The organism is Kitasatospora sp. NPDC005748, from assembly GCF_040630735.1.
Taxonomy (GTDB): domain Bacteria; phylum Actinomycetota; class Actinomycetes; order Streptomycetales; family Streptomycetaceae; genus Kitasatospora.
Genome location: NZ_JBEXYD010000012.1, coordinates 133,431 through 155,464, shown reverse-complemented (window position 1 = coordinate 155,464; position 22,034 = coordinate 133,431). Strand labels below are relative to the sequence as shown.

Below are 22,034 nucleotides of genomic sequence, written 5' to 3'. Positions count from 1 at the left end.
GGCCGGCCCCCGGGGCGGCGTCGGCGGCGAGCGGGGCGGCCCCGGGCTCGACCGCCCCCAGGCTGGTTGCACCGTAAACAGTCACGCCGGTGAAACACCCCGCGGGCGGGGAGTGTTCCCGGCGCGGGGGAGGACCCTCGCGCCGGGACCCGGCGGTGGGTGCGGCCAGGGGCTCGGGCGGCCGGCTCAGGTGAGCGGGGAGATCACCACGGCGGTGCCGTAGGCGCAGACCTCGGTCCCCGCGTCCAGCGCCTCCGTCACGTCGAACCGGAACATCAGGACCGCGTTGCCGCCGCGTGCCTTGGTCTGCTCGACCAGGCGCTCCATCGCCTCGTTGCGGCTCTCCACCAGGGTCTTCGTCAGACCCCGCAGCTCGCCGCCGACCAGTGACTTCAGGGAGGCGCCGATCTGGCTGCCGATGTGCCGGCTGCGGACCGTCAGGCCGAAGACCTCGCCGATGACGTGGTCGACCCGGAAGCCGGGGATGTCGTTGGTGGTCACGACCAGGACCTGGGCGTCCGGGCGCTGCCCGCCGCCGAATTCGTCGATGTTAGCCATGGGGCCATCCTGCGGGCTGCGTACCGCCGGTGGGCAGAGGCATGGCCGGGAACCGGCGGAGAAGGCGTCGAGATGCCGGACGGACCGGTGATCGGTCGGCGGAAAGGCCGTACCGTAGCCCCATGGGCGAGCGAAGCGATCATCCACAGGGGCCGGGCGCGGCGGAGGACTCGGGCGCGCAGGAGATCGAGGCGACGGTGGTGCTGGGCCTGCGGATCACCGACTGGCCGGCGTTGCGGGCGGCCGCGATCGCGGCGGTCGAGGAGTTGGACTTCGCGGGCGTCGACCCGGCGGGTCAGCGGCGTGAGCTGCTGCGCGAGGTGTCCGAGGACGCCAACGCGGCGCTCGGCGCGTTGCTGCACCCGGACCGGCTGGTGGCCGCGATCGCCGGTGTCGAGGCGATCGGCGGCACGCTGGAGATCAGCGTGACCGAGGACTTCGCGCCGGATTTCGCCGAGTTGTTCCCGCTGGACGGCGGCGAGGACGAGGACGGCGGCGGCGGGGCCGGCGACTGGACGCTGACCCCGCGCACGGCCTGCCTCCTCCACGCCCAGCTGCTGGGCCTGGCCGACGCCGCGTACGACGACCTGGAGGAGCACGAGGACGAGCCGGTCGGCGACGGCGACGAGACGGACTGGACGGTCTTCGCCCGGCTGCCGCAGCGCACCTGGCGCCAGCACCGGAACTGGCGCCGGGCGATGGCCCGCGCCTTCGACGACCTCGCCGACGACCTCGCGCTCGGTGAGTGGCCGCTGCCGCGGAACCTGGCCGAGGAGATCGCGCTGCGGATGGCCCTGGTGGACGCCCGCACGCTGCTCGGCGCGCAGCCGGAGTCGGTCGCCGACATGATGGGCGACCTGCCGGCCGACCTCTACGACTACGACTGGGACGGCTGCCACGACGAGCTCTTCGGGGTCTTCGGGCCGGACGACGGCGATCCGGAGCTGAGCACCGAGCAGCGCACCGAACTGCTGCTCGCGGCGACCCACCCGGAGGGCTGGTTCCTGGTGTACGAGGACGCCGAGGAGCGGGATCCGCAGCGTGGCTACCGGCGCTGACGGCGCGGGTCGGGGCGGCCCGGCCGGGTGGGGCGGGGGGCGCGGCGGCCGGTTAGGCTGCGGGCATGTCCGATTTGTCAGACATTCCTGACGGGCCCGCCCCCGGCGCGGGCCTCGCCGACGCCGGTGCGGCCGCCGCGCTGGGTACCGCCGTCTCCGGCGCCCGCGCCACCGGAGCCGCCGCCGGAGCCGGTGCCCACGACGCCGCCGGAGCCGCCGATGCCGGGGCCCACGACGCCGCCGGTGCCGACGACCGCGTGCTGGAGCGGCTCACGCTGGGCCTGGAGGGCGTCGAGGCCGCCCAGCGCGGGCGGCGGGCGCAGGCCCGGGAGAGCTTCGAGCGGCTCTGGCACGAGCTCGGTGAACGCGGCGACGTCTTCCACCGCTGCGTGCTCGCCCACTACCTGGCCGATCTGCAGGACGATCCGCACGCCGAGCTGGAGTGGGACCGCCGGGCCCTGGCCGCCGCCGACTCGCTGACCGCCGAGCGCGCGCAGACCTACGCGGCCGCCCTCCAGGTCCGGGCGTTCTACCCGGCCCTGCACCTCAACCTGGCCTCCGACCACCTCAAGCTCGGCGAGCCCGAGCCGGCGCGCGAGCAGCTGGAGCGCGCCGTGCGGAGCCTCGACGCGCTGCCGCAGGACGCGTACAGCGCGGGTATCCGGACCGCCGTCGAGGAGTTGCGGCAGCGCCTGCGCTGACCGGCCCGCCGGCCCCCGGTGGGAGCCCCGGGCCCGGCGGTGCGTCCCGGCCGACCTGGCGTGATCACCGCCGCGTGCGGGCTGGCATGCTGGACGGGTGACTTCTCCGTTCGACGCCCCCGTCCCCGCCCCTGCTCCCGAGGACCGCGACGCCCGGCCGCAGTACGTGCTGCCGCTGGTCGTCCGGCTGGAGCGGGCCACCCCGCCCGGGCGGACCGACGCGCTGGAGACCTCGGCGCGGGCCGTGCTCACCCTGCTCTCCGACCCCCGGGTCACCGCGCCGGACGGCGAGTGGGCCGAGCGGGTCGAGGCCTGGGAGGACGCCCGGATCCGCAAGGTCGTCCGGCGCGCCCGGGGCGGCGAGTGGCGCCGGGCGGGCGAGCTGCCGGGCATCACGGTGGCCGGCCGGGAGGCGGAGGTGCGGGTGTTCCCGCCGGTCCCGCTCGATGGCTGGCCCAAGGAGCTCGCCAAGCTCCAGGTCTCCGGCACCGATCTGGAGGAGAGCGGTCCGGTCGCCGAGTCCGGGGCGGGCCTGCCGGTGCTCTGGCTCAACCCGGAGCTGGAGATGAGCGCCGGCAAGACGATGGCCCAGACCGGCCACGCCGCCCAGCTCGCCTGGTGGCGGCTGGACGACGCGCAGCGCAAGGAGTGGGCGGAGTCCGGCTTCGCGCTGGCGGTCCGGACGGCCACCCCGCAGGCCTGGGCGGAGCTGGTGGCGAGCGGTCTGCCGCTGGTCCAGGACGCGGGGTTCACCGAGATCGCCCCGGGGAGCTGCACGGTGGTCGCGGAGCACCCGGCGCTGCGGCGCGGCTGACCGGGGCCGGTGGGCGGGCCGGGCGACCGCCGCCGGTCACCCGGCGCGGACCGCGTACCGGCGCACCGAGCGCAGACCGGCGCAGGCCGCCGCGGCCGCCCAGAGGGCCATGATCAGCAGACCGGTCCAGTGGCCGTAGTGCACCGTCGGGTCCGCCTGGGTGCGCATCGCGTGGAAGCCGGCCCGGTCGGGCAGGAACTGCGCCGCCTCGCGCACCCCGGGGATCGCCGTCAGCACGGTGGTGCCGAGGAAGAGCATCGGGGTGAGCAGGCCGAGCGCGGCGCTGAGGTTGCGCAGGACGGCGGTCAGCCCGAGGCAGAGCACGATCAGCAGCGGGTGGTAGAGCACCCCAGCGAGGAAGCTGCGCCGGGTACCGGGAACGGTGAGGTCCACCCCCACGGTCGCGGCGGTGGCCAGGAACGAGCCGGCCGTGGAGACCAGCCCCAGCAGCAGCCCGAGCCCGGCGCCGAGGGCCAGCTTCGCGCCGTAGAGGCGCCCGCGCCGGGGGACGGCGGTGAGCGAGGCGGCGATCATGCGGGTGTTGAACTCCTGGCCGATCAGCAGGACGCCTACGCAGGCCACCGCGACATGGCCGAACTGCAGGCCGTAGTAGATCCCGATGGACGGGTCCTCGCCGGGGCTGTGGTCCACCTGCCCGTACGCGGCGTTGACGGCGGCGGTGATGCCGACGGTCAGCGCGAGGGCGACGAGCGGAGTGCTCCACTGCGAGCGGAGGGTGGTGAACTTGAGCCGCTCCGAGCGGAGCACGGCGGCGGTGGTCATCGCGGGGGTGTCCTTTCCGGCAGGTCCGGTCGTGGGGAGTGGCGGTCAGGCGTCGGCCCGGCGCAGCGCGCGCAGGCCGCCGTACGCGGCCGCGGCCGCCCAGAGGGCCATGATCAGCAGGCCGGCCCAGTGCCCGTAGACGACCTGCGGATCGTCGGCGTAGTGCAGCGCGTACTGGCCGGCCCGGTCGGGCAGGAACTGCACCACGCGGCGGACCCCCGGCACGCCGGCCAGCAGCGGGGAGAGCAGGAAGACCGTCGGTACCAGCAGGCCCATCGCGGCGGTGAGGTTGCGCAGCACGGCGGTCAGGCCGACGCAGGTCACCACCAGCAGCACCGGGTACAGCACCCCGACGGTGGCGCTGCGGAGCAGGGCGGGGCCGTCCCAGGCACCGGTGGCGTAGGCGGCGTAGCCCGCGAAGGAGCCGGCCGTCCCGAGCAGGCCGACGACGAGGGCCACCAGCGCGCCCAGGGTGATCTTCCCGGCGTAGAACCGCCCGCGCCGGGGGACGGCGGTGAGCGAGACGCCGATCATGCGGGTGTTGAACTCCTGCCCGACCAGCAGGACGCCGAAGCAGGTCAGGGCGGCCTGGCCGAAGTTGAGGCCGTAGTGGATCCCGATGCCGGGGTCGTCGATCAGGCTGGCGTCCTCGTCGCCGAGCGCCGCGGCGGTGGCGGTGCCGAGCCCGGCCGTCAGCAGGACCGCCAGGAGCGGCGTCAGCCAGAGCGAGCGCAGGGTGACGAGCTTGATCCACTCGGACCGCAGGACCTGCCCGAAGCCCGTCGGGGCGGACCCCGGGGCCGGCGCCCTGCCGGTGCGGACGGGCGTGCCGGTGGCGCTCATGCCGCCACCGCCCGGTACTCGACACTGTCGGCGGTCATCCGCATGAAGGCCTCCTCCAGCGAGTCCTGTTGGACGGCGATCTCGTACAGCACCACGCCGTTGGCCGCCGCCAGTGCGGCGATCCGTTCCGGCTCGGCGCCGGTGACCTCCCAGGCGCCGCCGTCCACCGCCTCGGCGGCCAGGTCGGAGCCGGCCAGCAGGGCGGCCAGCTTCACCGGGTCCACCGCGCGGACCCGGACCCGGGTGCGGCCGTGGCGGTCGAGGAAGTCGGAGGTGGCGGCGTCCGCCAGCAGCCGGCCCCGGCCGATCACCACCAGGTGGTCGGCGGTGAGCGCCATCTCGGTCATCAGGTGCGAGGAGACCAGCACCGACCGTCCCTCGGCGGCGAGTTCGCGCAGCAGGGTGCGGATCCACCGGATGCCCTCCGGGTCGAGGCCGTTGACCGGCTCGTCGAGCATCAGCACCGGCGGATCGCCGAGGAGCGCGGCGGCCACGCCGAGGCGCTGGCGCATGCCGAGCGAGAAGCCGCGGATCCGGCGGCCGGCCGCGTCGGCGAGACCGACCTGGCCGAGCACCTCGGCCACCCGGCGCTCCGGCAGGCCGCCCGCGGCGGCCAGCCAGCGCAGGTGGCCGCGGGCGGTGCGGCCGCCGTGCAGGGCGTGGGCGTCCAGCAGCGCGCCGACCTGCCGCAGCGGGTCGGCCAGTTCGGCGTAGGGGCGGCCGCCGACCAGCGCGCGGCCGGCGGTCGGCCGGTCCAGGCCGAGGACCAGTCGCATGGTGGTGGTCTTGCCCGCGCCGTTCGGCCCGAGGAAGCCCGTCACCACACCGGGCCGGACCTCGAAGTCGAGGTCGTCGACCACGCGTGTGCCGTCGTACTCCTTGGTGAGGCCCTGAACCTGGATCACGGCTGCCCTCCCTCTCTGTCGATGGCCCTATTCGACCGGAGCGGAGGCTGCGGCGGATCCCGCCGGGGAGGGGACCGGCCTCCCTCCCGGGAGGGAGGCCGTCCGTGCCCCTGGCCTGGCAGGATGGCCGGATGCCCAGGATCCTCGCGCCGCTGCTGAGCGCCGCCACCTACGCGCGGTGGCTCCATCTGCTGATCGGTCTGATCTTCGCCGGCGTCGTCCTGCTGGTCTTCCCGGGGACGGAGGGGCGCAGCCTCGGCGGGCTGCTCGCGCTGGCCGTCCCGCTGGACGTCGCGCTGCTCGTGGCGGCCGCCCTGGTACCCGCGATGCGCCGGGCGGAGGGTGTCCAGGCCCGGTTGCTGCTGATGCCCGCGCGGGAGCAGGACATCGCGGCCGAGCCGGCCCGCGGCTTCGCCGACCGGCGCCGTACGGCGGCCTGGCTGATCGGGCGGGTGGCCCTCGGGACGGCCGTCGGCTTCCCGTCCGTCCTGGTGCCGGCCGCCGCCGTCGGGCTGCTCGTCCGGCCGGAGCCGGACCTCTTCGGCCTCCGGCTCCCGGCGCGCGAGGGGTTCACCTGGTACCCGCTGCTGGCACCGGTGCTGATGTTCGCCCTCGGCTGGCTGGTGGTCTGGGCGGGCCGTCTCCAACTCGCCATGGCGGTGCGGTTGCTGGGGCCGTCCCCGGCCGAGCGGCTGGCCGCCGCCGAGCTGCGGGCCGAACGCCTGCTGGAGCGCAACCGGCTGGCCCGGGAGCTGCACGACTCCATCGGCCACGCGCTGACGGTGACGGTCATCCAGGCGGGCGCGGCGCGGGAGGTGGGCGACCCGGCGTTCGTCGCCAAGGCGCTCGAAGTCATCGAGGAGACCGGCCGGCAGGCGATGGAGGACCTGGAACGCACGCTCGTCCTGCTCCGCGAGACCCGCGACACCGCCGGTACGGGCGGGGCCTTCGAGGGCGCGGACGGCGCCGACGGCCCGGCCACCGAGCGGCCCGGCATCGGGCAGCTGCCCGCCCTCTTCGACACCGCGCGCGCGGCCGGCAGCCCGGTCGAGGCGTGGATCGGCGTACCGGCGGCGAAACTGCCCGGGGTGCTCTCCCGGGAGGGTTACCGGATCGTCCAGGAGGGTGTCACCAACGCCCTCAAGTACGCGCCGGGTGAGCCGATCACCGTCCGGATCACGGTGCGGGAGGGGCAGTTGGAGCTGCGCTGCACCAACGCGCTGGCGTCGTCCGCCGTCCGCGCGACACCACACCGGGGCGGCAAGGGACTTCGCGGCATCCGCGAACGGGCCACCCTGCTCGGCGGCGAGGCCGCGGCGGGGCCGGAGGCCGGGCAGTGGGTGCTGGCCGTGCGGATGCCCCTACGCTTGGGCGCGTGATGATCGACATTCTGCTGGCCGACGACGAGGAGCTGGTCCGGGCCGGGCTGCGGGCCGTCCTGGAGGCGCAGGGCGACCTGCGGGTGGTCGGCGAGGCCGCCGACGGCGCCGAGGCGGTCGCGATGGCGCGCGAACTGCGCCCGCACGTGGTGCTGATGGACGTCCGGATGCCCCGGCTGGACGGTCTCGCGGCGACCCGCGCGCTCGTCGGGGCCGTGCCGCCCGGCGGGCAGCCGCCGAAGATCCTGGTCGTCACCACCTTCGAGAACGACGACTACGTCTACCAGGCCCTGCGCGCCGGGGCCGACGGCTTCCTGCTGAAGCGCTCCCGCCCGGCGGAGATCGCCCACGCCGTCCGGCTGGTCGCGGCGGGTGAGTCGCTGCTCTTCCCGACCGCGATCCGCCGTCTGGCCGCCGGCCAGGGCAACCGGGCGGCCCGGGACACGATGGCCCGCGCCGCGCTGACCGAGCGCGAGGCCGAGGTGCTGCGCCTGGTGGCCCGGGGGCTGACCAACGGTGAGATCGCCGAGCAGCTCTTCCTCGGCGTGCAGACGGTGAAGACGCACGTCAGCAGCGTGCTGGCGAAGCTCGGGGCGCGGGACCGCACCCAGGCGGTGATCGCCGCGTACGAGTCCGGGTTCGTGGAGCCCTCGGAGTAGCCGGGCGCCGGCCGGCGGCTCCGGGCGGCGGCCCGCTCAGGCCGGGTAGGCGTGGGTCTGGACGGCCTTGACCGAGGCCCAGACGGACGTGCCGGTCGCCAGGTCGAGTTCGGCCGCGGCGGCGGGGGTGAGGTCGGCCGCCATCGGGAGGGCGCCGGCCAGGTCGGCGCGGATCTGGTCGCCGTGCAGGTCCAGCCCCGCGATCTCCAGCTTCCAGACGTTGCGCGCACTGCCGTGCGGCCGCTCCCGGTGCAGCGTCACGGCGGCCGGCGGGAAGGCCACGAAGGCCGGGCCGGTCAGCTCCTCGGAGGTGGCCAGCTCGGTGCCGTCGACCAGCGTGACCCGGCGGCCGTCCGCGAGGCCCTGGTACAGGTTGAGACCGACCAGGCGGGCGATGTAGTCGGTGCGTGGCCGCCGGGCGATCTCGGCGGGGCTCCCGGACTGCACCTCGCGGCCGTCCTCGATCACCACCAGCCGGTCGGCCAGCACCATGGCGTCCAGCGGATCGTGCGTCACCAGCACCGCCACCGCCTCGAACTCGGCCAGGTGGCGCCGCAGTTGCGAGCGGACGTCGAGCCGGGTGCGGGCGTCCAGGGCGGCCAGCGGCTCGTCGAGCAGCAGCAGCCGGGGCCGGACGGCCAGCGCCCGGGCGAGCGCGACCCGCTGGGCCTGGCCGCCGGAGAGCCGGCCGGGGCGGGTGCGCGCGTGCTCGGCCAGGCCCATCCGCTCCAGCCAGCCGGCCGCCTCGGCCCGGGCCGCGCGCTTGGGCCGGCCCTGGCAGCGCGGGCCGAACGCCACGTTGTCGAGTGCGCTGAGGTGCGGGAAGAGCAGGTAGTCCTGGAACACCACGCCGACCGGCCGTTCCTCGGCGGGGGTGTGCAGCCGCTCGGCCGGGTCCTCCAGCACCCGGCCGTCCAGCCGCAGATGGCCCGCGGTGAGCGGGAGCAGCCCGGCGAGGGCCCGCAGCGCGGTGGACTTGCCGGCGCCGTTCGGCCCGAGCAGGGCGACCACCTCGCCGGGGGCGGCGGTGAGCGCGAGGTCGAGGCTGAAGGCGGCGCGGTCCACCCGCAGCCGGGCGTCGAGGGCGTGCTTCGCGGCGGTCATCGTGGCAGTGTCCCGGGGGAGGTGCGGGGCGGCGGGGCGCCCACGGCGGTGGCGGGCAGGGCGCGGGTGGGCAGGGAGTGGGCGGAGGGCTCGGCGCGGCCGCCGGCCGGGGTGCCGGTCACGGGGTGGACAGCCAGCGGTCGCGCAGGCCCGCCAGGACGGCGATGGAGACCACCAGCAGGACGAGCGAGAGCGCGATCGCCGCCTCCGGATCCGACTCCATGGCCAGGTAGACGGCGAGCGGCATGGTCTGCGTCCGGCCCGGGAAGTTGCCGGCGAAGGTGATCGTCGCGCCGAACTCGCCGAGCGCCCGGGCCCAGGCCAGCACCGCGCCGGCCCCGATGCCGGGGGCGATCAGTGGCAGGGTGACCCGGCGGAAGGCGGTCAGCCGGGAGGCACCCAGGGTGGCGGCCGCCTCCTCGTAACGCGGGTCGGCGGCCCGCAGCGCGCCCTCGACGCTGATCACCAGGAAGGGCATCGCGACGAACGCCTCGGCGATCACCACACCGGTGGTGGTGAACGGCAGGGTGATCCCGAAGGCGGAGTCCAGCCAGGAGCCGACGATGCCGCGCCGCCCGAGCACCAGCAGCAGCGCCACCCCGCCGACCACCGGCGGCAGCACCAGCGGCAGCGTGACCAGCGCACGGACCAGCCGGCGGGCGGGCAGTTCGGTCCGCGCCAGCACCCAGGCCAGCGGCACCCCGAGGACCAGCGACACCCCGGTGGCCGCCGTCGCGCAGAACAGCGAGAGCCGCAGCGCGTCCCACACCTCGGTACTGGTGAGCTGTTCCGGCAGCGTGCTCCAGGGGGCCCGGACCAGCAGGCCGACCAGCGGCAGGGTCAGGAACGCCAGCCCGAGCAGGGCCGGGAGCAGCAGCGCGACCGGGACGCGCCGCCCGCGCCGCCGCCGGTGCGCCGTGCCCGCTCGCGGGGGCTCGGCGCCGGAGGCGGCGCGGACGCCGGAGCCGGCGGTGGTGCGGCGGCTCATGGTGCCTGGAAGCCCGCCGCGGTGAGCACCTGCTGGGCCTCGGGCGACTGGATGTAGGCCACGAAGGCGGCGGCGCCGTCCTTGTTCGGCGCCTTGGCGAGGGCGGCGATCGGGTAGTCGTTCACGGCCTTGGCGGCCTCGGGGAAGTCCACGCCGTCGATCTTCGCAGCATCGGCCTTCACATCGGTCCGGTAGACCAGCGAGGCGTCGACCTCGCCCAGCTCGACCTTGGTGAGCGCGCCCTTGACGTCCTGCTCCAGGGTGACCGGGGTCAGGTTGACGTCGGCGGCCTTGAGCGCGGTCAGGGCGGCGGCGCCGCAGGGCACCTCCTTCGCGCAGAGGGCGACCTTGACCCCGGGGGCGGTGAGGTCGTTCAACCCGGCGACGTGCTTGGGGTTGCCCTTCGGCACGGCGATGGTGAGCGTGTTCCTGACGAAGGTCTTCGGCTCACCGGTGGCGCCGCCCGCGTCGGTGACCGTCTTCATGGTCGCGGGGCTGGCGGCGGCGAACACGTCCGCCGGGGCACCGGAGTTGATGCTGGTGGCGAGGCTGGAGCTGCCGCCGAAGTTGAAGGTGACCTTGGCGCCCGGGTTGGCCGCCTCGAACGTCTTGCCGAGGTCGGTGAAGGTCTCCTTCAGCGAGGCGGCGGCGAAGACGGTGATCGGGCCGGACACCCTGGCGGCGCCGGTCGACGCCGGGGTGTCCGCCCCGGCGGCCGGGGCCGCGGTGGACGAGCCGCCGGAGGCCTTGTCGCCGCCGTCGCTGCCGCAGGCGGTGACCCCGAGGCTGAGGGCGAGGGCCGCTGCGGCGGCGACGGCGAGTCTGCGGGAGCGCACGGCACGGATGCTCATCGGTATTCCCCTCCTGGGCGCGCCGGAAGGGGCGCGGGGACGCTGCCGCAGGTGCGGCCATTACGCCGATCATAGTGCCGCAAATGCGAGCGGAAAGTGCCTGTCTCATTGCACAGGCAGGCGCCGCCGGGATTCGTGCCCCAGCTGTGGGAAGGCTCAAACCGGGCGGTCGGCCGGCCCCTCGGCGAGGGGGCCGACGCCGCTGCGCGCCCCTGCCGAGCCCGCCGCCCGGCACCTCCGCGGCGGGCGGGCATCGAGCGGGGGATCCCCGCGCCGGCTGGGAAAACCCGTCGCGCGCGAGCAGCGCGAGGGGCGAGAGTGCTCACCGGGCGTGAGCGCGCCCGGTCAACCCGGCCGGGCAGCGGTCCGCCCGTGCGCACCCGCGCCCGTACGCACCGCCGGCCGACCGGCCGGGCCAAGGGGAGGAGCCCACCCGTGTCCACACTGCGTGTCACCGCCGAACGGCTGACCGTCCTGGCGCACCCGAACGCCGACGCCCTGGAGCTGGCACAGGTCGGGCTCTACCGGGCGGTGGTGGCCAAGGGCGCGTACCGGACCGGCGACTACGCCGTCTACATCCCCGAGCAGGCCGTGCTGCCCGCGCCGCTGATCGAGGAGCTGGGCCTGACCGGGCGGCTGGCCGGGAGCGGCGCCGACCGGGTGAAGGCCGTCCGGCTGCGCGGCGAACTGTCGCAGGGCATCGTCTGCCGGCCCGGTGCGCTGGCCGGCACCGATCTGGCGGCCGCCGCCGAGCGCGGCGAGGACTTCGCCGAACGGCTGGGCGTGGTGAAGTGGCGGCCGCCGATCCCCACGGCGATGAACGGCGAGGTGGTCCGCGCGCCGGACCTGCTGCCGTGGGTGGACATCGAGAACCTCAAGCGCTTCCCCGGGATCTTCGAGCCCGGCGAGCCGGTCGTACTGACCGAGAAGCTGCACGGCAGTTGCTGCCTCGTCACCTACCACGCCGCCGGGGGAGAGGTGCAGGTGGCCTCGAAGGGCATCGGCGCCCAGGGGCTCGCGCTGGCCGAGGACGGGCGGAACCTCTACTGGCGGGCCGTCCGGGCACACGGCATACCGGCGGTGGCCGCCCGGCTGGCGGAGCGGCTCGGCGCCGAGCGGGTGGGCATCTTCGGCGAGGTGTTCGGCGCCGGTGTGCAGGACCTCACGTACGGCGAGTCCGGCCGCACCGAGCTGCCCGGCTACGCGGCGTTCGACGTCTCGGCGGTGGTGGACGGGCAGCTGCGCTGGCTGTCGGCGGCCGAACTGCTCGGCGGTGAGCTGCCGGTGGTGCCCGAGCTGTGGCGCGGCCCGTTCGACCCGGACACCGTGCTGGCGCTGGCCCAGGGGCGCGAGACGGTCTCCGGGCGCGAACTGCACGTGCGCGAGGGCGTGGTGGTCCGTCCGGTGGCCGAGCGGTACAGCCCGGTGGTGGGCGGCCGGGCGATCGCCAAGGTGGTCGGCGACGCCTATCTGACCCGCAAGGGCGGCACCGAGTACGAGTAGGAGGGCTCGCTGGCCGACCGCCGGGCGGGGCGGCGCAGGACCGGTTCATTCGAGCACAGCCTCCCCAGGGTGCGGGCAGCTTTCCATATCTTCGGGTGACTTCTTTCGGGGGCCCGATAGCGTCCCACGCACCCCGGACCGGAAGCGCACGTGCGGACGGCATATGACGGGTGATCGGCCCCTCCGGACCGGTCACCCGCCCGCCGGCCGTGCGGAGTCCGCCCGGTCCAGGGAGCCCGGGGCGCGGCGGGGACCGCCCCGGGCCCCGACCGCTCGACCGGAGGTCCCATGGGCACGACGAGCCACCTCGGCTCCGGCTGGGTGACGCCCGCGCTGTCGTGCGTGGTGGCCTGCGCCCTCGCGGCGCTCGGCCTGCGCCGCACCCTGCGCGGTCTCGCGGCGACCGGCGCCGCCCGGCGGAACCGGCTGCTCACCGCGGCAGCGGCGATCGGCTCCGGCATCTGGACGATGGACGTCGTGGCGATGTCCGGCTTCACCCCCGACGGCGCCGAAGCGTGCCACGGCGTTCCGGCGGCGGTGCTCGGCCTGCCGGTGGCCGTCCTGGTCACCGGTCCGGGGGTGTGCGCCGTCGGGTACGGGCGCCGCCGCGGCCCCGCGCTCCTGGCCGGCGGCGTGATCACCGGCCTCGGGATCGCCGCGGTGCACTACCTCGACCTGGCGGCCCTGCGGACCCGCGGCGGCCTGCGCTTCGACCCGGGCACGGTGGCGCTCTCGGTGCTGGTCGCGGTCGGGGCGGCCACCGGCTCGCTCTGGGCCGTCGTCACCCTCCGCAGCGCGGCGGCCGAGACGGCCGCCTCCCTGGTGATGGGGCTCGCCGTCAGCTGTCTGCACTGCGCGCGGACGGCCGCCGTGCCCGCCCGGGCCGGGCTCGACGGGACCGGCCCGATGGAGTTCGTCCTTCCGCTCGCCGTCGGGACCGGGTCCTTCCTCTTCCTCGCCGCCGCCTTCGCCGCGCTCTCGCCGCCGGCCCCGGACCGCGCCGCCCGCCGGGAGGCGGGCGAGCTGACCATCGAGGAGTTCCCGGCGGCGCCCGCGCGCCCCGGGCCGGGGCGGCACGACCGCGCGGCCTGACGCCGTCCCGGCCGCCGGCCCGCCGGGCGCGACGGGCCGTCCGGAACGGTTCGGGGGCGCCACCCGCGGACGGGTGGCGCCCCCGCGCCGGTGCGCGGAACGGGTCAGCCGCGGGTCTGGAACGCGATCCTGGTCCAGCTGGAGCCCGGGCAGTTGCCCCAGACCGCCCACGGCTGCGTCCGGGCGCCGATCCAGAGCCCGGTGGTGGAAGTGCCGTTGGCGCAGTAGGTGATGGTGCGCAGCTCGCCCGAGTAGATCCGGCAGTTGCCCTCCCAGCGCCAGCCGTAGTCGGCGGTGATGGTGCAGCGGTAGGAGGCGGTGACGGCCTCGGCGGACGCGCCCGGACCGGCGGAGATGGACTGGTCGCCGGCGGCCGGCGCGGCGGCCGCCGGCAGGGTGGTGGCGCCGACCGCGCCGAGGGCGGCCGCGGCCACCATCCCGAACTTGGCGATGTTCCTGGCGATACAACCTGACATGGGTGCTCTCTCCTCGCTCGTGGTGCCTGCCCCGGACGGGCGTCGGGAGCCGGAAGTCCCCGGCTGCGCCCGGACGATGACGCATTGCACACGAATGACTGCGGAGCGTGAGACGACAATCTATGATGTGACCTGTGTCACAGGCTGGTTGTCGGCCGGGCCGTCAACCGTGCCTCCGGGGTGCCGATGTCCGAGGGGGCGGCATGGAGTCCAGTGGTGGGTGCCGGGGCGGGCGGGAGCCGGATCCCGGACCCGCCTCCGACGCGGCCGAGTTCAACCGGGTGTTCATGGATCTGCTGCCCCGGCTCCACCGCGCGGCCGTTGGGCTCACCGGCAGCCGGGCCGCCGCCGACGACGTCGTCCACGACGCGTATCTGCGGATCGCCCGCGGCCCCGACCGGTTCCTCGGCCATCCGCAGCCCTACGCCTACGCGTTCACCACGATGGCGAACCTCGTCCGGGACCAGTGGCGGCGCGAACGCCGCCGGGTGCTGCCGCCCGAGTGGGCGGCCGACGAGCAGGCCTGCGCCGATCCGCTCGGCGGCGGGCTGGGGGAGCTGCTGGCGCGCTGGGAGGTGCTCCGGCTGCTGGGCCGGCTGACCGCCAAGCAGGCCCGGGTGGTGCAGCTGGTCGACCTCGACGGGTACAGCGTCGACGAGGCCGCCGCGCTGCTCGGCCTGCACCGCTCCACGTTGGCGGTCACCCGGCGCCGGGCGCTGGCCCGGCTCCGGGCGGTCCTCGAAGGCGAACGCGAGCACGGACGCGGTGACGAGGGAGGCCGGGGGTGCGAGGGGCAGTGTGCCGGCGGGCTCCCCGGCCGCAACCCGGTCGAACGCGCGGGAGACCGCGACCGCGACCGTGCCCGCCGCTGCGACCCGGTCCGGGGCCGCTCCGGCCCCGAGGCGCGGCCGTGCGCCCAGCGGTGGCGGCGGGGAGGGGCCGCCGACGCACCGAACTGACGGCAAGTCAGCTGATGCGGGTCCCCGGCCCGTACGCTGCCCATCGTGATCGCGTACGAGGAACACCGGATCCGCACCCTGGCCGAGGACGGCCGCTGGTCCGAGCTGCTCGGCCACTACCGGCGCGCCCGGGCCCTCGCGGCGGCGCGCGACGGCGAGCAGCGGGCGGCGGCGGAGACCGCGTCGCTCGGCCACCTGATCGCCTACGCCGCGCCGCCCGAGCTGGCCGTCCGCCTGTTCGACCGCGATGGCGGCCCGGGCAGCGCCGCCGGAACGGCGGACCACGACGCCGGTCCGCTCTGGGAGGTACTGGCGACCCGGCACTCCTGGCTGCGGCTGGCCCCGCTGCTCGGTCCGGCCCCGGTGCGCCGGCTGGTCGCGCACACCCGGGTGCTGATCGGCGAGGACCTCTCGTACGGGGCCGAGCCCGATCCGGAGGGCGTCCCGCTGCAACTGGAGCCCTGGGAGACGGCCGGCTGGGGCGAGGGCGTGCGGGTCCGGGACTACCTGCCGGCCGGCGGTTCGCGCAGCGCCCTGCTGACGCTGCCCGCCACCCGGGAGGGGCTCGGCCCCGTCCTGCTGCCCGAGCCCGGTACCCGGCTGCGCGGGCAGCGGGCCACCCGGGGGCTGGCCGCGCTGGCGGACTGGGTGGAGGTGGTCTGCGCCCGCGGGCCGGCCCCGCAGGCCGCCGCCCTGGTGGCGCCGGGGCGGCGGGTCACCGGGGGGTACCTGCCGTTCGCGCTGGCCTACCCGGTGCTGCTGCTGGCCGGTGTGGTGGACCGGGCGCACGGCTCGGCACAGGGCCGGCTGGCGCTGTGGCGGGCGCTCGGCGCGATGGCCGGCGCGGGCGGCCCGAACCGCGCCGAGGTGAACGCCCTGGTGGCCCGGATGCGCTGCTTCACCTGGTGCGAACCGGAGGACGGGCTGCGCCATCTGCACATCGCGGTGGAGGATCCGGCGAGCGGTCTGAGCTGGGCGGTCAGCGGATCCGACGATTTCTGACCTCGCCCGGCGGCGTTCACCCGGTCGCCGGGCGGCGACCGGGTGCGGACGGGCGGATCCCCGGCCCGGCGCCGCTCGGGGGGTTGGGCGGGGTGCCGGGCCGGGGGGCTCGGTGGCGGTGGCTCAGGCCGCCGGGGCGGCGCTCTGCGCGGGGACCGGGTCCGGCCGCACCTCGGGGGTGGCGGGCGCGTCGGGCGCGCCGTGGGTGTCCACCAGCGTCCGCTCGTCGAACGGGATCGTGCCCGCCAGCACCTGCCGGGCCCGCTCGCGGTCGAACTCGCCCGTCCAGTGCCCGATCAGCACGGTGGCCACGGCGTTGCCCGCGAAGTTGGTCAGTGCCCGGGCCTCGGACATGAAGCGGTCGATGCCGACGATCAGGCCGACCCCGTCCACCAGCGCCGGCTTGTGCGACTGCAGTCCGCCCGCGAGGGTGGCCAGCCCGGCGCCGGTGACCCCGGCCGCGCCCTTGCTGGCGATCACCATGAAGACCAGCAGCGACAGCTGCTCGCCGATCGACATCGGCTTGTCCATCGCCTCGGAGATGAAGATCGAGGCCATCGTGAGGTAGATCGCGGTGCCGTCCAGGTTGAAGCTGTAGCCGGTCGGCACGGTGATGCCGACGACCGGGCGGCTGACGCCCAGGTGCTCCATCTTGGCGATCAGGCGGGGCAGCGCGCTCTCCGAGGACGAGGTGGAGAGGATCAGCAGGAACTCGCGGCCGAGGTAGCGCAGCAGGGTGAACACGTTCACCCCGGCGACCAGCCGCAGCAGCGTGCCGAGCACCACGACGACGAAGAGTCCGCAGGTGAGGTAGAAGCCGATCATGATCACGGCGAGGCTCTTCAGGGCGGCCGTGCCGGTCGCGCCGACCACCGCCGCCATCGCCCCGAAGGCGCCGACCGGCGCCACCCACATGATCATCGACATGACCCGGAACACCAGCCGCTGCACGTGCTCGATCCCGCGCAGCACCGGCGCCCCGGCGGTGCCCATCGCCTGGAGGGCGAAGCCGGCCAGCAGGGCGACCAGCAGGGTCTGCAGCACCTTGCCCTCGGTGAGGGCCGAGAACATGGTGGTCGGGATCATCCCGAGCAGGAAGTCGGCGGTGGACTGGGCGCCCCCGGCGGCCGCCTGGGCGTGTCCGGACTTGGCCAGCGCGGCGGTCAGGTGCAGCCCGCCGCCGGGCTCCAGCAGGTTGCCGACCAGCAGGCCGATGGCCAGGGCGACGGTCGACATGGCGAGGAAGTAGCCGAGGGCCAGTCCGCCGACCTTGCCGACCTTCGCCGCCTTGGTCACCGAGCCGATGCCCAGCACGATGGTGCAGAAGATCACCGGGCTGATCATCATCTTGATCAGATTGACGAAGCCGGTGCCGATCGGCTTCAGCTCCACCGCGAACGACGGTGCGGCCAAGCCGACCACCACGCCCGCGACCACCGCCACGATCACCGCGAGGTAGAGGTAGTGGGTGCGGTCCCGGCGTCTGCCTCCCGCCTGTGGCCCTGCTCCAGTGATCGACATCCGCGGCTCCTTCGCCTGCAGTCCTGGCGGCCCCGGGTGGTGGGCCGCTCCGACTATGGGCCGCGCCGTGACGGAGGTCACGTTTACGTTCATAGAGTTCACACCCCGCCCGGGCCCGCGGCGGACCGGGCGGGGCCCGCGGGGGCCGGGCCGGGTTCCGGCGGTGGTGCACACTGTCAGGCATGTCCGCGCGCACCCTCCCCTCGCCGCGCCGGCCGGTGCGCAGCCTGGCCGGACAGCTCTTCGTCGTCCAGGTGGTGATCGTCGCCGCCGTGGTGGCCGGTGGCGCCCTGCTGGCCTACCTGTTCACCGCCGACCGCACGGAGGACGCCGCCCGCCGCCAGGTCACCGCCGTCGCCCGCTCGGTGGCCGACGCCCCGTCGGTGCGGGCGGCCGTCGCCGGGCCGGACCCGACCGCCGTCCTGCAGCCCTACGCCGAGCAGGTGCGGGTGGACACCGGGGTCTCCTTCATCACCGTGATGGACACCGCCGGGGTGCGCTGGACGCACCCGCTGCCCGAGCAGATCGGCAAGACCTTCCTCGGGCACATCGACTGGGCGCTCGCCGGGGAGACCCGCAGCGAGACGTACACCGGCACGCTCGGGCCGTCGGTGCGGGTGGTCACCCCGGTCCTGGACGCGGACCACCGGGTGGTCGCGCTGGTCAGCGCCGGCATCACGGTGCAGTCCATCTCCGCGCAGCTGCGCGGGCCGCTGCTCGCGCTGGTCGGCGTCGCGGTGGCCGCGCTCGCCCTCGGCGGTCTCGGCACCTACCTCGCCAACTCCCGGCTGCGGCGGCACACCCACGGCATGGGGCCGGCCGAGCTCAGCCACCTCTACGAGTACCACCAGGCGACCCTGCACTCGGTGCGGGAGGGGCTGGTGCTGCTCGACCGCAAGCACCGGGTGGTGCTCTGCAACGACGCGGCCCGCGAACTCCTGTCGCTGGCGGGGGAGGTGGAGCGGCGGCCGATCGACGGGCTGGGGCTGCCGGCGGCCCTGGTGGCCGCCGTGCTCGGGCAGGAGCCGGTCCGGGACGAGGTCCATCTCACCGCCGAGCGGGTGCTGGTGCTCAACACCTCCACCATCGGTACCGGCCTCGGCCGGGTCGTCACCCTCCGCGACCACACCGAACTGCAGTCGCTCACCGGCGAGCTGGACTCCGTGAAGAGCTTCACCGAGGCGCTGGGCGCGCAGGCGCACGAGGCCGCCAACCGGCTGCACGCCGTCGTCTCACTGATCGAACTCGGCCGCCACGAACAGGCGGTGGAGTTCGCCACCGCCGAACTCGAACTCGCCCAGCAGCTCACCGACCGCGTCGTCGCGGCCGTCGGCGAGCCGGTCCTGGCCGCCCTGCTGCTCGGCAAGGCGGCCCAGGCGGCCGAGCGGGGCGTGGAGTTGACGCTCACCGAGGACAGCCGGATCGACGACGGTGTGCTGCCGCCCGGGCTCGCCGCCCGCGACCTGATCACCGTCCTCGGCAACCTGCTCGACAACGCGGTGGACGCCGCGATCGCCGGCGCCGCCGGGCACCCGGACCAGCCCGAGGTCACCGTCACCGCCCGGGTCGACGGCGACCACCTGCTGCTGCGGGTCGCCGACACCGGCGCCGGGATCGACCCGGGCGCGGTGGACGACGTGTTCCGGCGCGGCTGGAGCACCAAGCAGGACGGCCACGGGCACGGCCTCGGGCTCGCCCTGGTCGCCCAGACCGCCCGGCGCAACGGCGGCACGGTCGAGGTCGGCCGGGACCGCGGCGCGGTGCTCACCGTCCGGCTGCCGCTCGCCCGCCGGCCCCGGCAGCCCGAGACGGCGGCGTCATGAACAGCCCATCGGACCGGCCCGAGATCTCCGTCCTGGTGGTCGAGGACGACCCGGTGGCCGCCGCCGCCCACACCCTGTACGTCGGGCGCGAGCCCGGCTTCCGCGCCGCCGGGACGGTGCACAGCTGCGCCGACGCGCTGCGCTTCCTGGACCGCGCCCGGGCGGCCGGCCGGCCCGTCGACCTCACCCTGCTCGACCTCTACCTGCCGGACGGCCACGGCCTCCAGCTCTGCGGCACGCTGCGCGCGGCCGGCCACACCACCGACGTCATCGCCGTCACCTCGGCCCGCGACCTCGCGATGGTCCGCCAGGCCGTCTCGGCGGGCGTGGTCCAGTACCTGCTGAAGCCGTTCGGCGCGGCCGCCCTGCACGACCGGCTGGAGCGCTACGCCCGCTACCGCGACACCCTGGGCCGCACCGGCGAGGCCACCGGCCAGGACGAGGTCGACCAGGCGCTCGCCCTACTGCGCACCCCCGAACGCACCGCCCTCCCCAAGGGGTTGAGCGCCCCCACACTGGACACCGTCGCCACCGTGCTGCGGGAGGCCCGCACCGGGATCTCCGCGGCGGCCGCCGGAACCGCCGCCGGCGTCTCCCGGATCACCGCCCGCCGCTACCTGGAACACCTCGTCGACACCGGCCTGGCGGCCCGCGAACCGCAGTACGGCAACGTCGGCCGCCCGGAGCTCTGCTACCGCTGGACGGGCGGCGGCGAGCGGAAGGGCGTCCCACCGGGACGAGCGTGATCCGCCCGTCGCCCTCGCCCGCCGGGGGCCGGCCCCCGATGGCGGCACCTAGCCGGCGGTCCTGACCGCTCGGGCGAGGTACTGGTCGTCGGTGTCGGTGTACCTGTCCAGGTGCCAGCCGGTGGCGGTCAGGAGGGGGCGGAGGTTGGGTTCGGCGCGGAGGTCGTCGGGGGTGAGCGCGCGGCCGTGGCGGGCGGCCAGGGCGGAGCGGCCGACGGGGTGGAAGAGGGCCAGCACGGCGCCGGGGCGGGTGACGCGGGCGAGTTCGCGCAGGGCGCGGTCCTGATCGTCGAGGTGGGAGATCAGCCCGGCGGCGAAGACGGCGTCGAGGGCGGCGTCCGGGAGCGGGAGACGGGCGCAGTCGGCGAGCAGCAGGGCCGCGGTGCCGGGGTGGAGGGCGTCGGCCTCGTGCAGCATCTCGGGGGTGACGTCGACGCCGAGCACCAGGCCGTCGGGGCCGACCGCCGCCCGCAGCGGGGGGAGGGCGCGGCCGGTGCCGCAGCCCGCGTCCAGGACGCGACCGCCCGGGAGCAGGCCGAGGGTGGCGACGGCGGCGTCGTACCGCGGGCCGTCGTCGGGGAACTTGGCGTCCCAGCCGGCCGCGCGGGAGGCGAAGAACGCGCGGGTGCGGGCCAGCTCGGCGGAGTGCTCGGCGTCGCGCCCGGCCGGGTCGGGGGCGCCGGGGGCGGGGGAGGGTGAGGGCGGCATGGGGGCGAGAGTAGCGCGCGGGCCGTAACCGGTGGGCGGTTCACTCGTTGGGGAGTCGGGCTCCGCGTCACCCGCTCGGGTGGTTCTCGCCTCCCGGAGCCCGTGAGGTCAGGTCAGGGAAGTAAAGTTAGGCTTACCTAACTTCTTGGAGTCCGCCTTGACGCTCGCCGCCGTCCCCGCCACCGGGCCCGCTGCCGTCCCCGCCCAGGCCCCGGGCGACGCCATCCTGCGCCGCCAGCGCGTTCGCGAGTCCGCCGCCCGCACCTACGCCCGCTCGTTCCCGATCGTCCCGGTGCGCGCCCACGGCATGACGGTCGAGGGCGCCGACGGCCGCCGTTACCTGGACTGCCTCTCCGGAGCCGGCACGCTCGCCCTCGGTCACAACCACCCGGTGGTGCTGGAGGCGATCCGCCGCACCCTGGACAGCGGCGCGCCCCTGCACCTGCTCGACCTCGCCACCGCCGAGAAGGACGACTTCACCACCGCCCTGTTCGAGAGCCTGCCGCCGGAGTTCGCCCGACAGGCCCGGGTGCACTTCTGCGGGCCCGCGGGGACGGACGCCGTCGAGGCGGCGCTCAAGCTGATGCAGACCGCCACCGGCCGCTCCGGCGCCCTCGCCTTCACCGGCGCCTACCACGGCATGACGGCCGGGGCCCTGGCGCTGACCGGCAACGTCGCCGTCAAGGAGCCCCTGCCGGGCGGCGGCGAGGTGATCCGGCTGCCCTACCCGTACGGCTACCGCTGCCCGTTCGGCGTCGGCGGCGAGGCCGGCACCGAGCTCGCCGCGACCTACGCCGAGCGGCTGCTGGACGACCCCTCGGGCGGGGTGGTCCGGCCCGCCGCGATGATCCTGGAGGCGGTCCAGGGCGAGGGCGGCGTCGTCCCCGCCCCCGACGGCTGGCTGCGCGCGATGCGCCGGATCACCGCCGAGCGCGGCATCCCGCTGATCGTCGACGAGGTGCAGACCGGGGTCGGCCGCACCGGTGCGATGTGGGCGGTCGAGCACAGCGGGATCGTCCCGGACGCCATGGTGCTCTCCAAGGCGATCGGCGGCAGCCTGCCGCTCGCCGTCGTCGTCTACCGCGAGGAGTACGACCGCTGGCGGCCGGGCGCCCACACCGGCACCTTCCGCGGCAACACCCTCGCCATGGCGGCGGGCGCCGCCACTCTGCGGTACGTCGCCGCGAACGGCCTGGCCGCGCGGGCCGAGCTGGTCGGCGCCCGGATGGTCGAGCGGCTGCGGGCGCTGGCCGGTGAGCTGCCGGTGATCGGCGACGTGCGCGGGCGGGGGCTGATGCTGGGCGTCGAACTCGTCGACCCGGCCGCCGAACCGGACGCCTGCGGGGCCCGCCCGGCCGCGCCCGCGCTCGCCGTCAAGGTCCGGGAGGCCTGCCTCGCCCGCGGCCTGATCGTCGAACTCGGCGGCCGGCACGACGCCGTCCTGCGGCTGCTGCCGCCGCTCACCATCACCGACGAGCAGGCCGCCGCCGTGCTCGACCGCCTGGCCGACGCCATCGCGGCGGCCGCGGCGGCCGCGGCGGGCGTACGGTGACGACCCCGG

At 75.8% G+C, this 22,034-nt stretch carries 22 protein-coding genes; 12 read left to right on the top strand and 10 right to left on the bottom strand.

What is annotated here, in order from left to right:
* Positions 1 to 186 precede the first annotated feature (186 nt).
* Entirely contained in the window at positions 187 to 558 is a 372-nt protein-coding gene (locus ABZ495_RS12875) for a YbjQ family protein (protein ID WP_329490498.1), read from the bottom strand.
* A 122-nt stretch (positions 559 to 680) separates the two neighbouring features.
* On the opposite strand from ABZ495_RS12875, the gene ABZ495_RS12870 reads away from it, so the two are divergent.
* The 3 genes from ABZ495_RS12870 to ABZ495_RS12860 all read left to right on the top strand — a co-directional run bounded on the left by ABZ495_RS12870 (position 681) and on the right by ABZ495_RS12860 (position 3,131).
* A complete protein-coding gene (locus tag ABZ495_RS12870; RefSeq protein WP_329490499.1) occupies positions 681 to 1,616 on the top strand; it encodes a hypothetical protein in 936 nt (311 codons plus the stop codon).
* Between the two features lie 65 nt (positions 1,617 to 1,681).
* Positions 1,682 to 2,317 carry a hypothetical protein gene (locus tag ABZ495_RS12865; protein ID WP_359804238.1) on the top strand — a complete coding sequence of 212 codons (636 nt, stop codon included), beginning with the start codon at positions 1,682 to 1,684 and terminating at the stop codon, positions 2,315 to 2,317.
* Between the two features lie 97 nt (positions 2,318 to 2,414).
* Positions 2,415 to 3,131: an aminoacyl-tRNA hydrolase gene (locus ABZ495_RS12860; RefSeq protein WP_329490501.1), complete on the top strand. Its 717-nt coding sequence runs from the start codon at positions 2,415 to 2,417 to the stop codon at positions 3,129 to 3,131.
* Between the two features lie 36 nt (positions 3,132 to 3,167).
* Here ABZ495_RS12860 and ABZ495_RS12855 read toward each other — a convergent pair whose 3' ends face one another.
* Genes ABZ495_RS12855 through ABZ495_RS12845 form a run of 3 tightly spaced genes read right to left on the bottom strand, consistent with a single transcriptional unit; the run spans position 3,168 to position 5,662 of the window.
* Positions 3,168 to 3,914, bottom strand: coding sequence for a hypothetical protein (locus ABZ495_RS12855; protein WP_359835684.1), 747 nt, complete (start codon positions 3,912 to 3,914; stop codon positions 3,168 to 3,170).
* Between the two features lie 45 nt (positions 3,915 to 3,959).
* On the bottom strand, positions 3,960 to 4,757 hold the full coding sequence (locus ABZ495_RS12850) for an ABC transporter permease (RefSeq protein WP_359835682.1): 798 nt from the start codon (positions 4,755 to 4,757) through the stop codon (positions 3,960 to 3,962).
* Complete coding sequence (locus ABZ495_RS12845; RefSeq protein WP_359804241.1) at positions 4,754 to 5,662, bottom strand: ABC transporter ATP-binding protein; 909 nt, start codon at positions 5,660 to 5,662, stop codon at positions 4,754 to 4,756. The genes ABZ495_RS12850 and ABZ495_RS12845 overlap by 4 nt, the downstream gene beginning before the upstream one ends.
* Positions 5,663 to 5,793: 131 nt before the next feature.
* On the opposite strand from ABZ495_RS12845, the gene ABZ495_RS12840 reads away from it, so the two are divergent.
* Entirely contained in the window at positions 5,794 to 7,041 is a 1,248-nt protein-coding gene (locus ABZ495_RS12840) for a histidine kinase (RefSeq protein WP_359804242.1), read from the top strand.
* Entirely contained in the window at positions 7,038 to 7,700 is a 663-nt protein-coding gene (locus ABZ495_RS12835; protein ID WP_359804243.1) for a response regulator transcription factor, read from the top strand. Before ABZ495_RS12840 ends, ABZ495_RS12835 begins: the two co-directional genes overlap by 4 nt.
* 36 nt (positions 7,701 to 7,736) lie before the next feature.
* Here ABZ495_RS12835 and ABZ495_RS12830 read toward each other — a convergent pair whose 3' ends face one another.
* From ABZ495_RS12830 to modA, 3 genes are all read right to left on the bottom strand, one after another.
* A complete protein-coding gene (locus ABZ495_RS12830) occupies positions 7,737 to 8,804 on the bottom strand; it encodes an ABC transporter ATP-binding protein (RefSeq protein WP_359835680.1) in 1,068 nt (355 codons plus the stop codon).
* 118 nt (positions 8,805 to 8,922) lie between these two features.
* Positions 8,923 to 9,792, bottom strand: a complete 870-nt coding sequence (locus tag ABZ495_RS12825) for an ABC transporter permease (protein ID WP_359804245.1) — start codon at positions 9,790 to 9,792, stop codon at positions 8,923 to 8,925.
* Entirely contained in the window at positions 9,789 to 10,643 is an 855-nt protein-coding gene (gene modA / locus ABZ495_RS12820) for a molybdate ABC transporter substrate-binding protein (protein ID WP_359835677.1), read from the bottom strand. Before modA ends, ABZ495_RS12825 begins: the two co-directional genes overlap by 4 nt.
* A 435-nt stretch (positions 10,644 to 11,078) precedes the next feature.
* On the opposite strand from modA, the gene ABZ495_RS12815 reads away from it, so the two are divergent.
* Together ABZ495_RS12815 and ABZ495_RS12810 are read left to right on the top strand one after the other, a co-directional pair.
* Positions 11,079 to 12,146, top strand: a complete 1,068-nt coding sequence (locus ABZ495_RS12815) for an RNA ligase (ATP) (RefSeq protein WP_329490510.1) — start codon at positions 11,079 to 11,081, stop codon at positions 12,144 to 12,146.
* Between the two features lie 288 nt (positions 12,147 to 12,434).
* Positions 12,435 to 13,238, top strand: a complete 804-nt coding sequence (locus ABZ495_RS12810; RefSeq protein ID WP_359835675.1) for an MHYT domain-containing protein — start codon at positions 12,435 to 12,437, stop codon at positions 13,236 to 13,238.
* 104 nt (positions 13,239 to 13,342) lie between these two features.
* Here ABZ495_RS12810 and ABZ495_RS12805 read toward each other — a convergent pair whose 3' ends face one another.
* Entirely contained in the window at positions 13,343 to 13,714 is a 372-nt protein-coding gene (locus ABZ495_RS12805; RefSeq protein ID WP_359835673.1) for a hypothetical protein, read from the bottom strand.
* A gap of 203 nt (positions 13,715 to 13,917) precedes the next feature.
* Here ABZ495_RS12805 and ABZ495_RS12800 point away from each other — a divergent pair, with 203 nt between their 5' ends.
* Together ABZ495_RS12800 and ABZ495_RS12795 are read left to right on the top strand one after the other, a co-directional pair.
* Positions 13,918 to 14,673, top strand: a complete 756-nt coding sequence (locus tag ABZ495_RS12800; protein ID WP_359835671.1) for an RNA polymerase sigma factor — start codon at positions 13,918 to 13,920, stop codon at positions 14,671 to 14,673.
* A 45-nt stretch (positions 14,674 to 14,718) separates the two neighbouring features.
* Entirely contained in the window at positions 14,719 to 15,675 is a 957-nt protein-coding gene (locus ABZ495_RS12795) for a hypothetical protein (protein ID WP_359804250.1), read from the top strand.
* Between the two features lie 123 nt (positions 15,676 to 15,798).
* Here the strand turns inward: ABZ495_RS12795 and ABZ495_RS12790 are convergent, their stop codons facing one another.
* Positions 15,799 to 17,196 (bottom strand): cation:dicarboxylase symporter family transporter, encoded by a 1,398-nt coding sequence (locus ABZ495_RS12790; protein WP_359804251.1) that lies wholly within the window; start codon positions 17,194 to 17,196, stop codon positions 15,799 to 15,801.
* 182 nt (positions 17,197 to 17,378) lie between these two features.
* Between ABZ495_RS12790 and ABZ495_RS12785 the strand changes: the two genes are divergently transcribed.
* Together ABZ495_RS12785 and ABZ495_RS12780 are read left to right on the top strand one after the other, a co-directional pair.
* The gene (locus tag ABZ495_RS12785; RefSeq protein WP_359835669.1) at positions 17,379 to 19,019 is read left to right on the top strand and encodes a sensor histidine kinase; all 1,641 of its coding nucleotides are present in this window, start codon (positions 17,379 to 17,381) and stop codon (positions 19,017 to 19,019) included.
* On the top strand, positions 19,016 to 19,765 hold the full coding sequence (locus ABZ495_RS12780; protein WP_359804253.1) for a response regulator: 750 nt from the start codon (positions 19,016 to 19,018) through the stop codon (positions 19,763 to 19,765). Before ABZ495_RS12785 ends, ABZ495_RS12780 begins: the two co-directional genes overlap by 4 nt.
* 48 nt (positions 19,766 to 19,813) lie before the next feature.
* Here the strand turns inward: ABZ495_RS12780 and ABZ495_RS12775 are convergent, their stop codons facing one another.
* Entirely contained in the window at positions 19,814 to 20,473 is a 660-nt protein-coding gene (locus ABZ495_RS12775; RefSeq protein ID WP_359835667.1) for a methyltransferase domain-containing protein, read from the bottom strand.
* Between the two features lie 157 nt (positions 20,474 to 20,630).
* Between ABZ495_RS12775 and ABZ495_RS12770 the strand changes: the two genes are divergently transcribed.
* A complete protein-coding gene (locus tag ABZ495_RS12770) occupies positions 20,631 to 22,025 on the top strand; it encodes a diaminobutyrate--2-oxoglutarate transaminase (protein ID WP_359835699.1) in 1,395 nt (464 codons plus the stop codon).
* Positions 22,026 to 22,034: the final 9 nt, after the last annotated feature.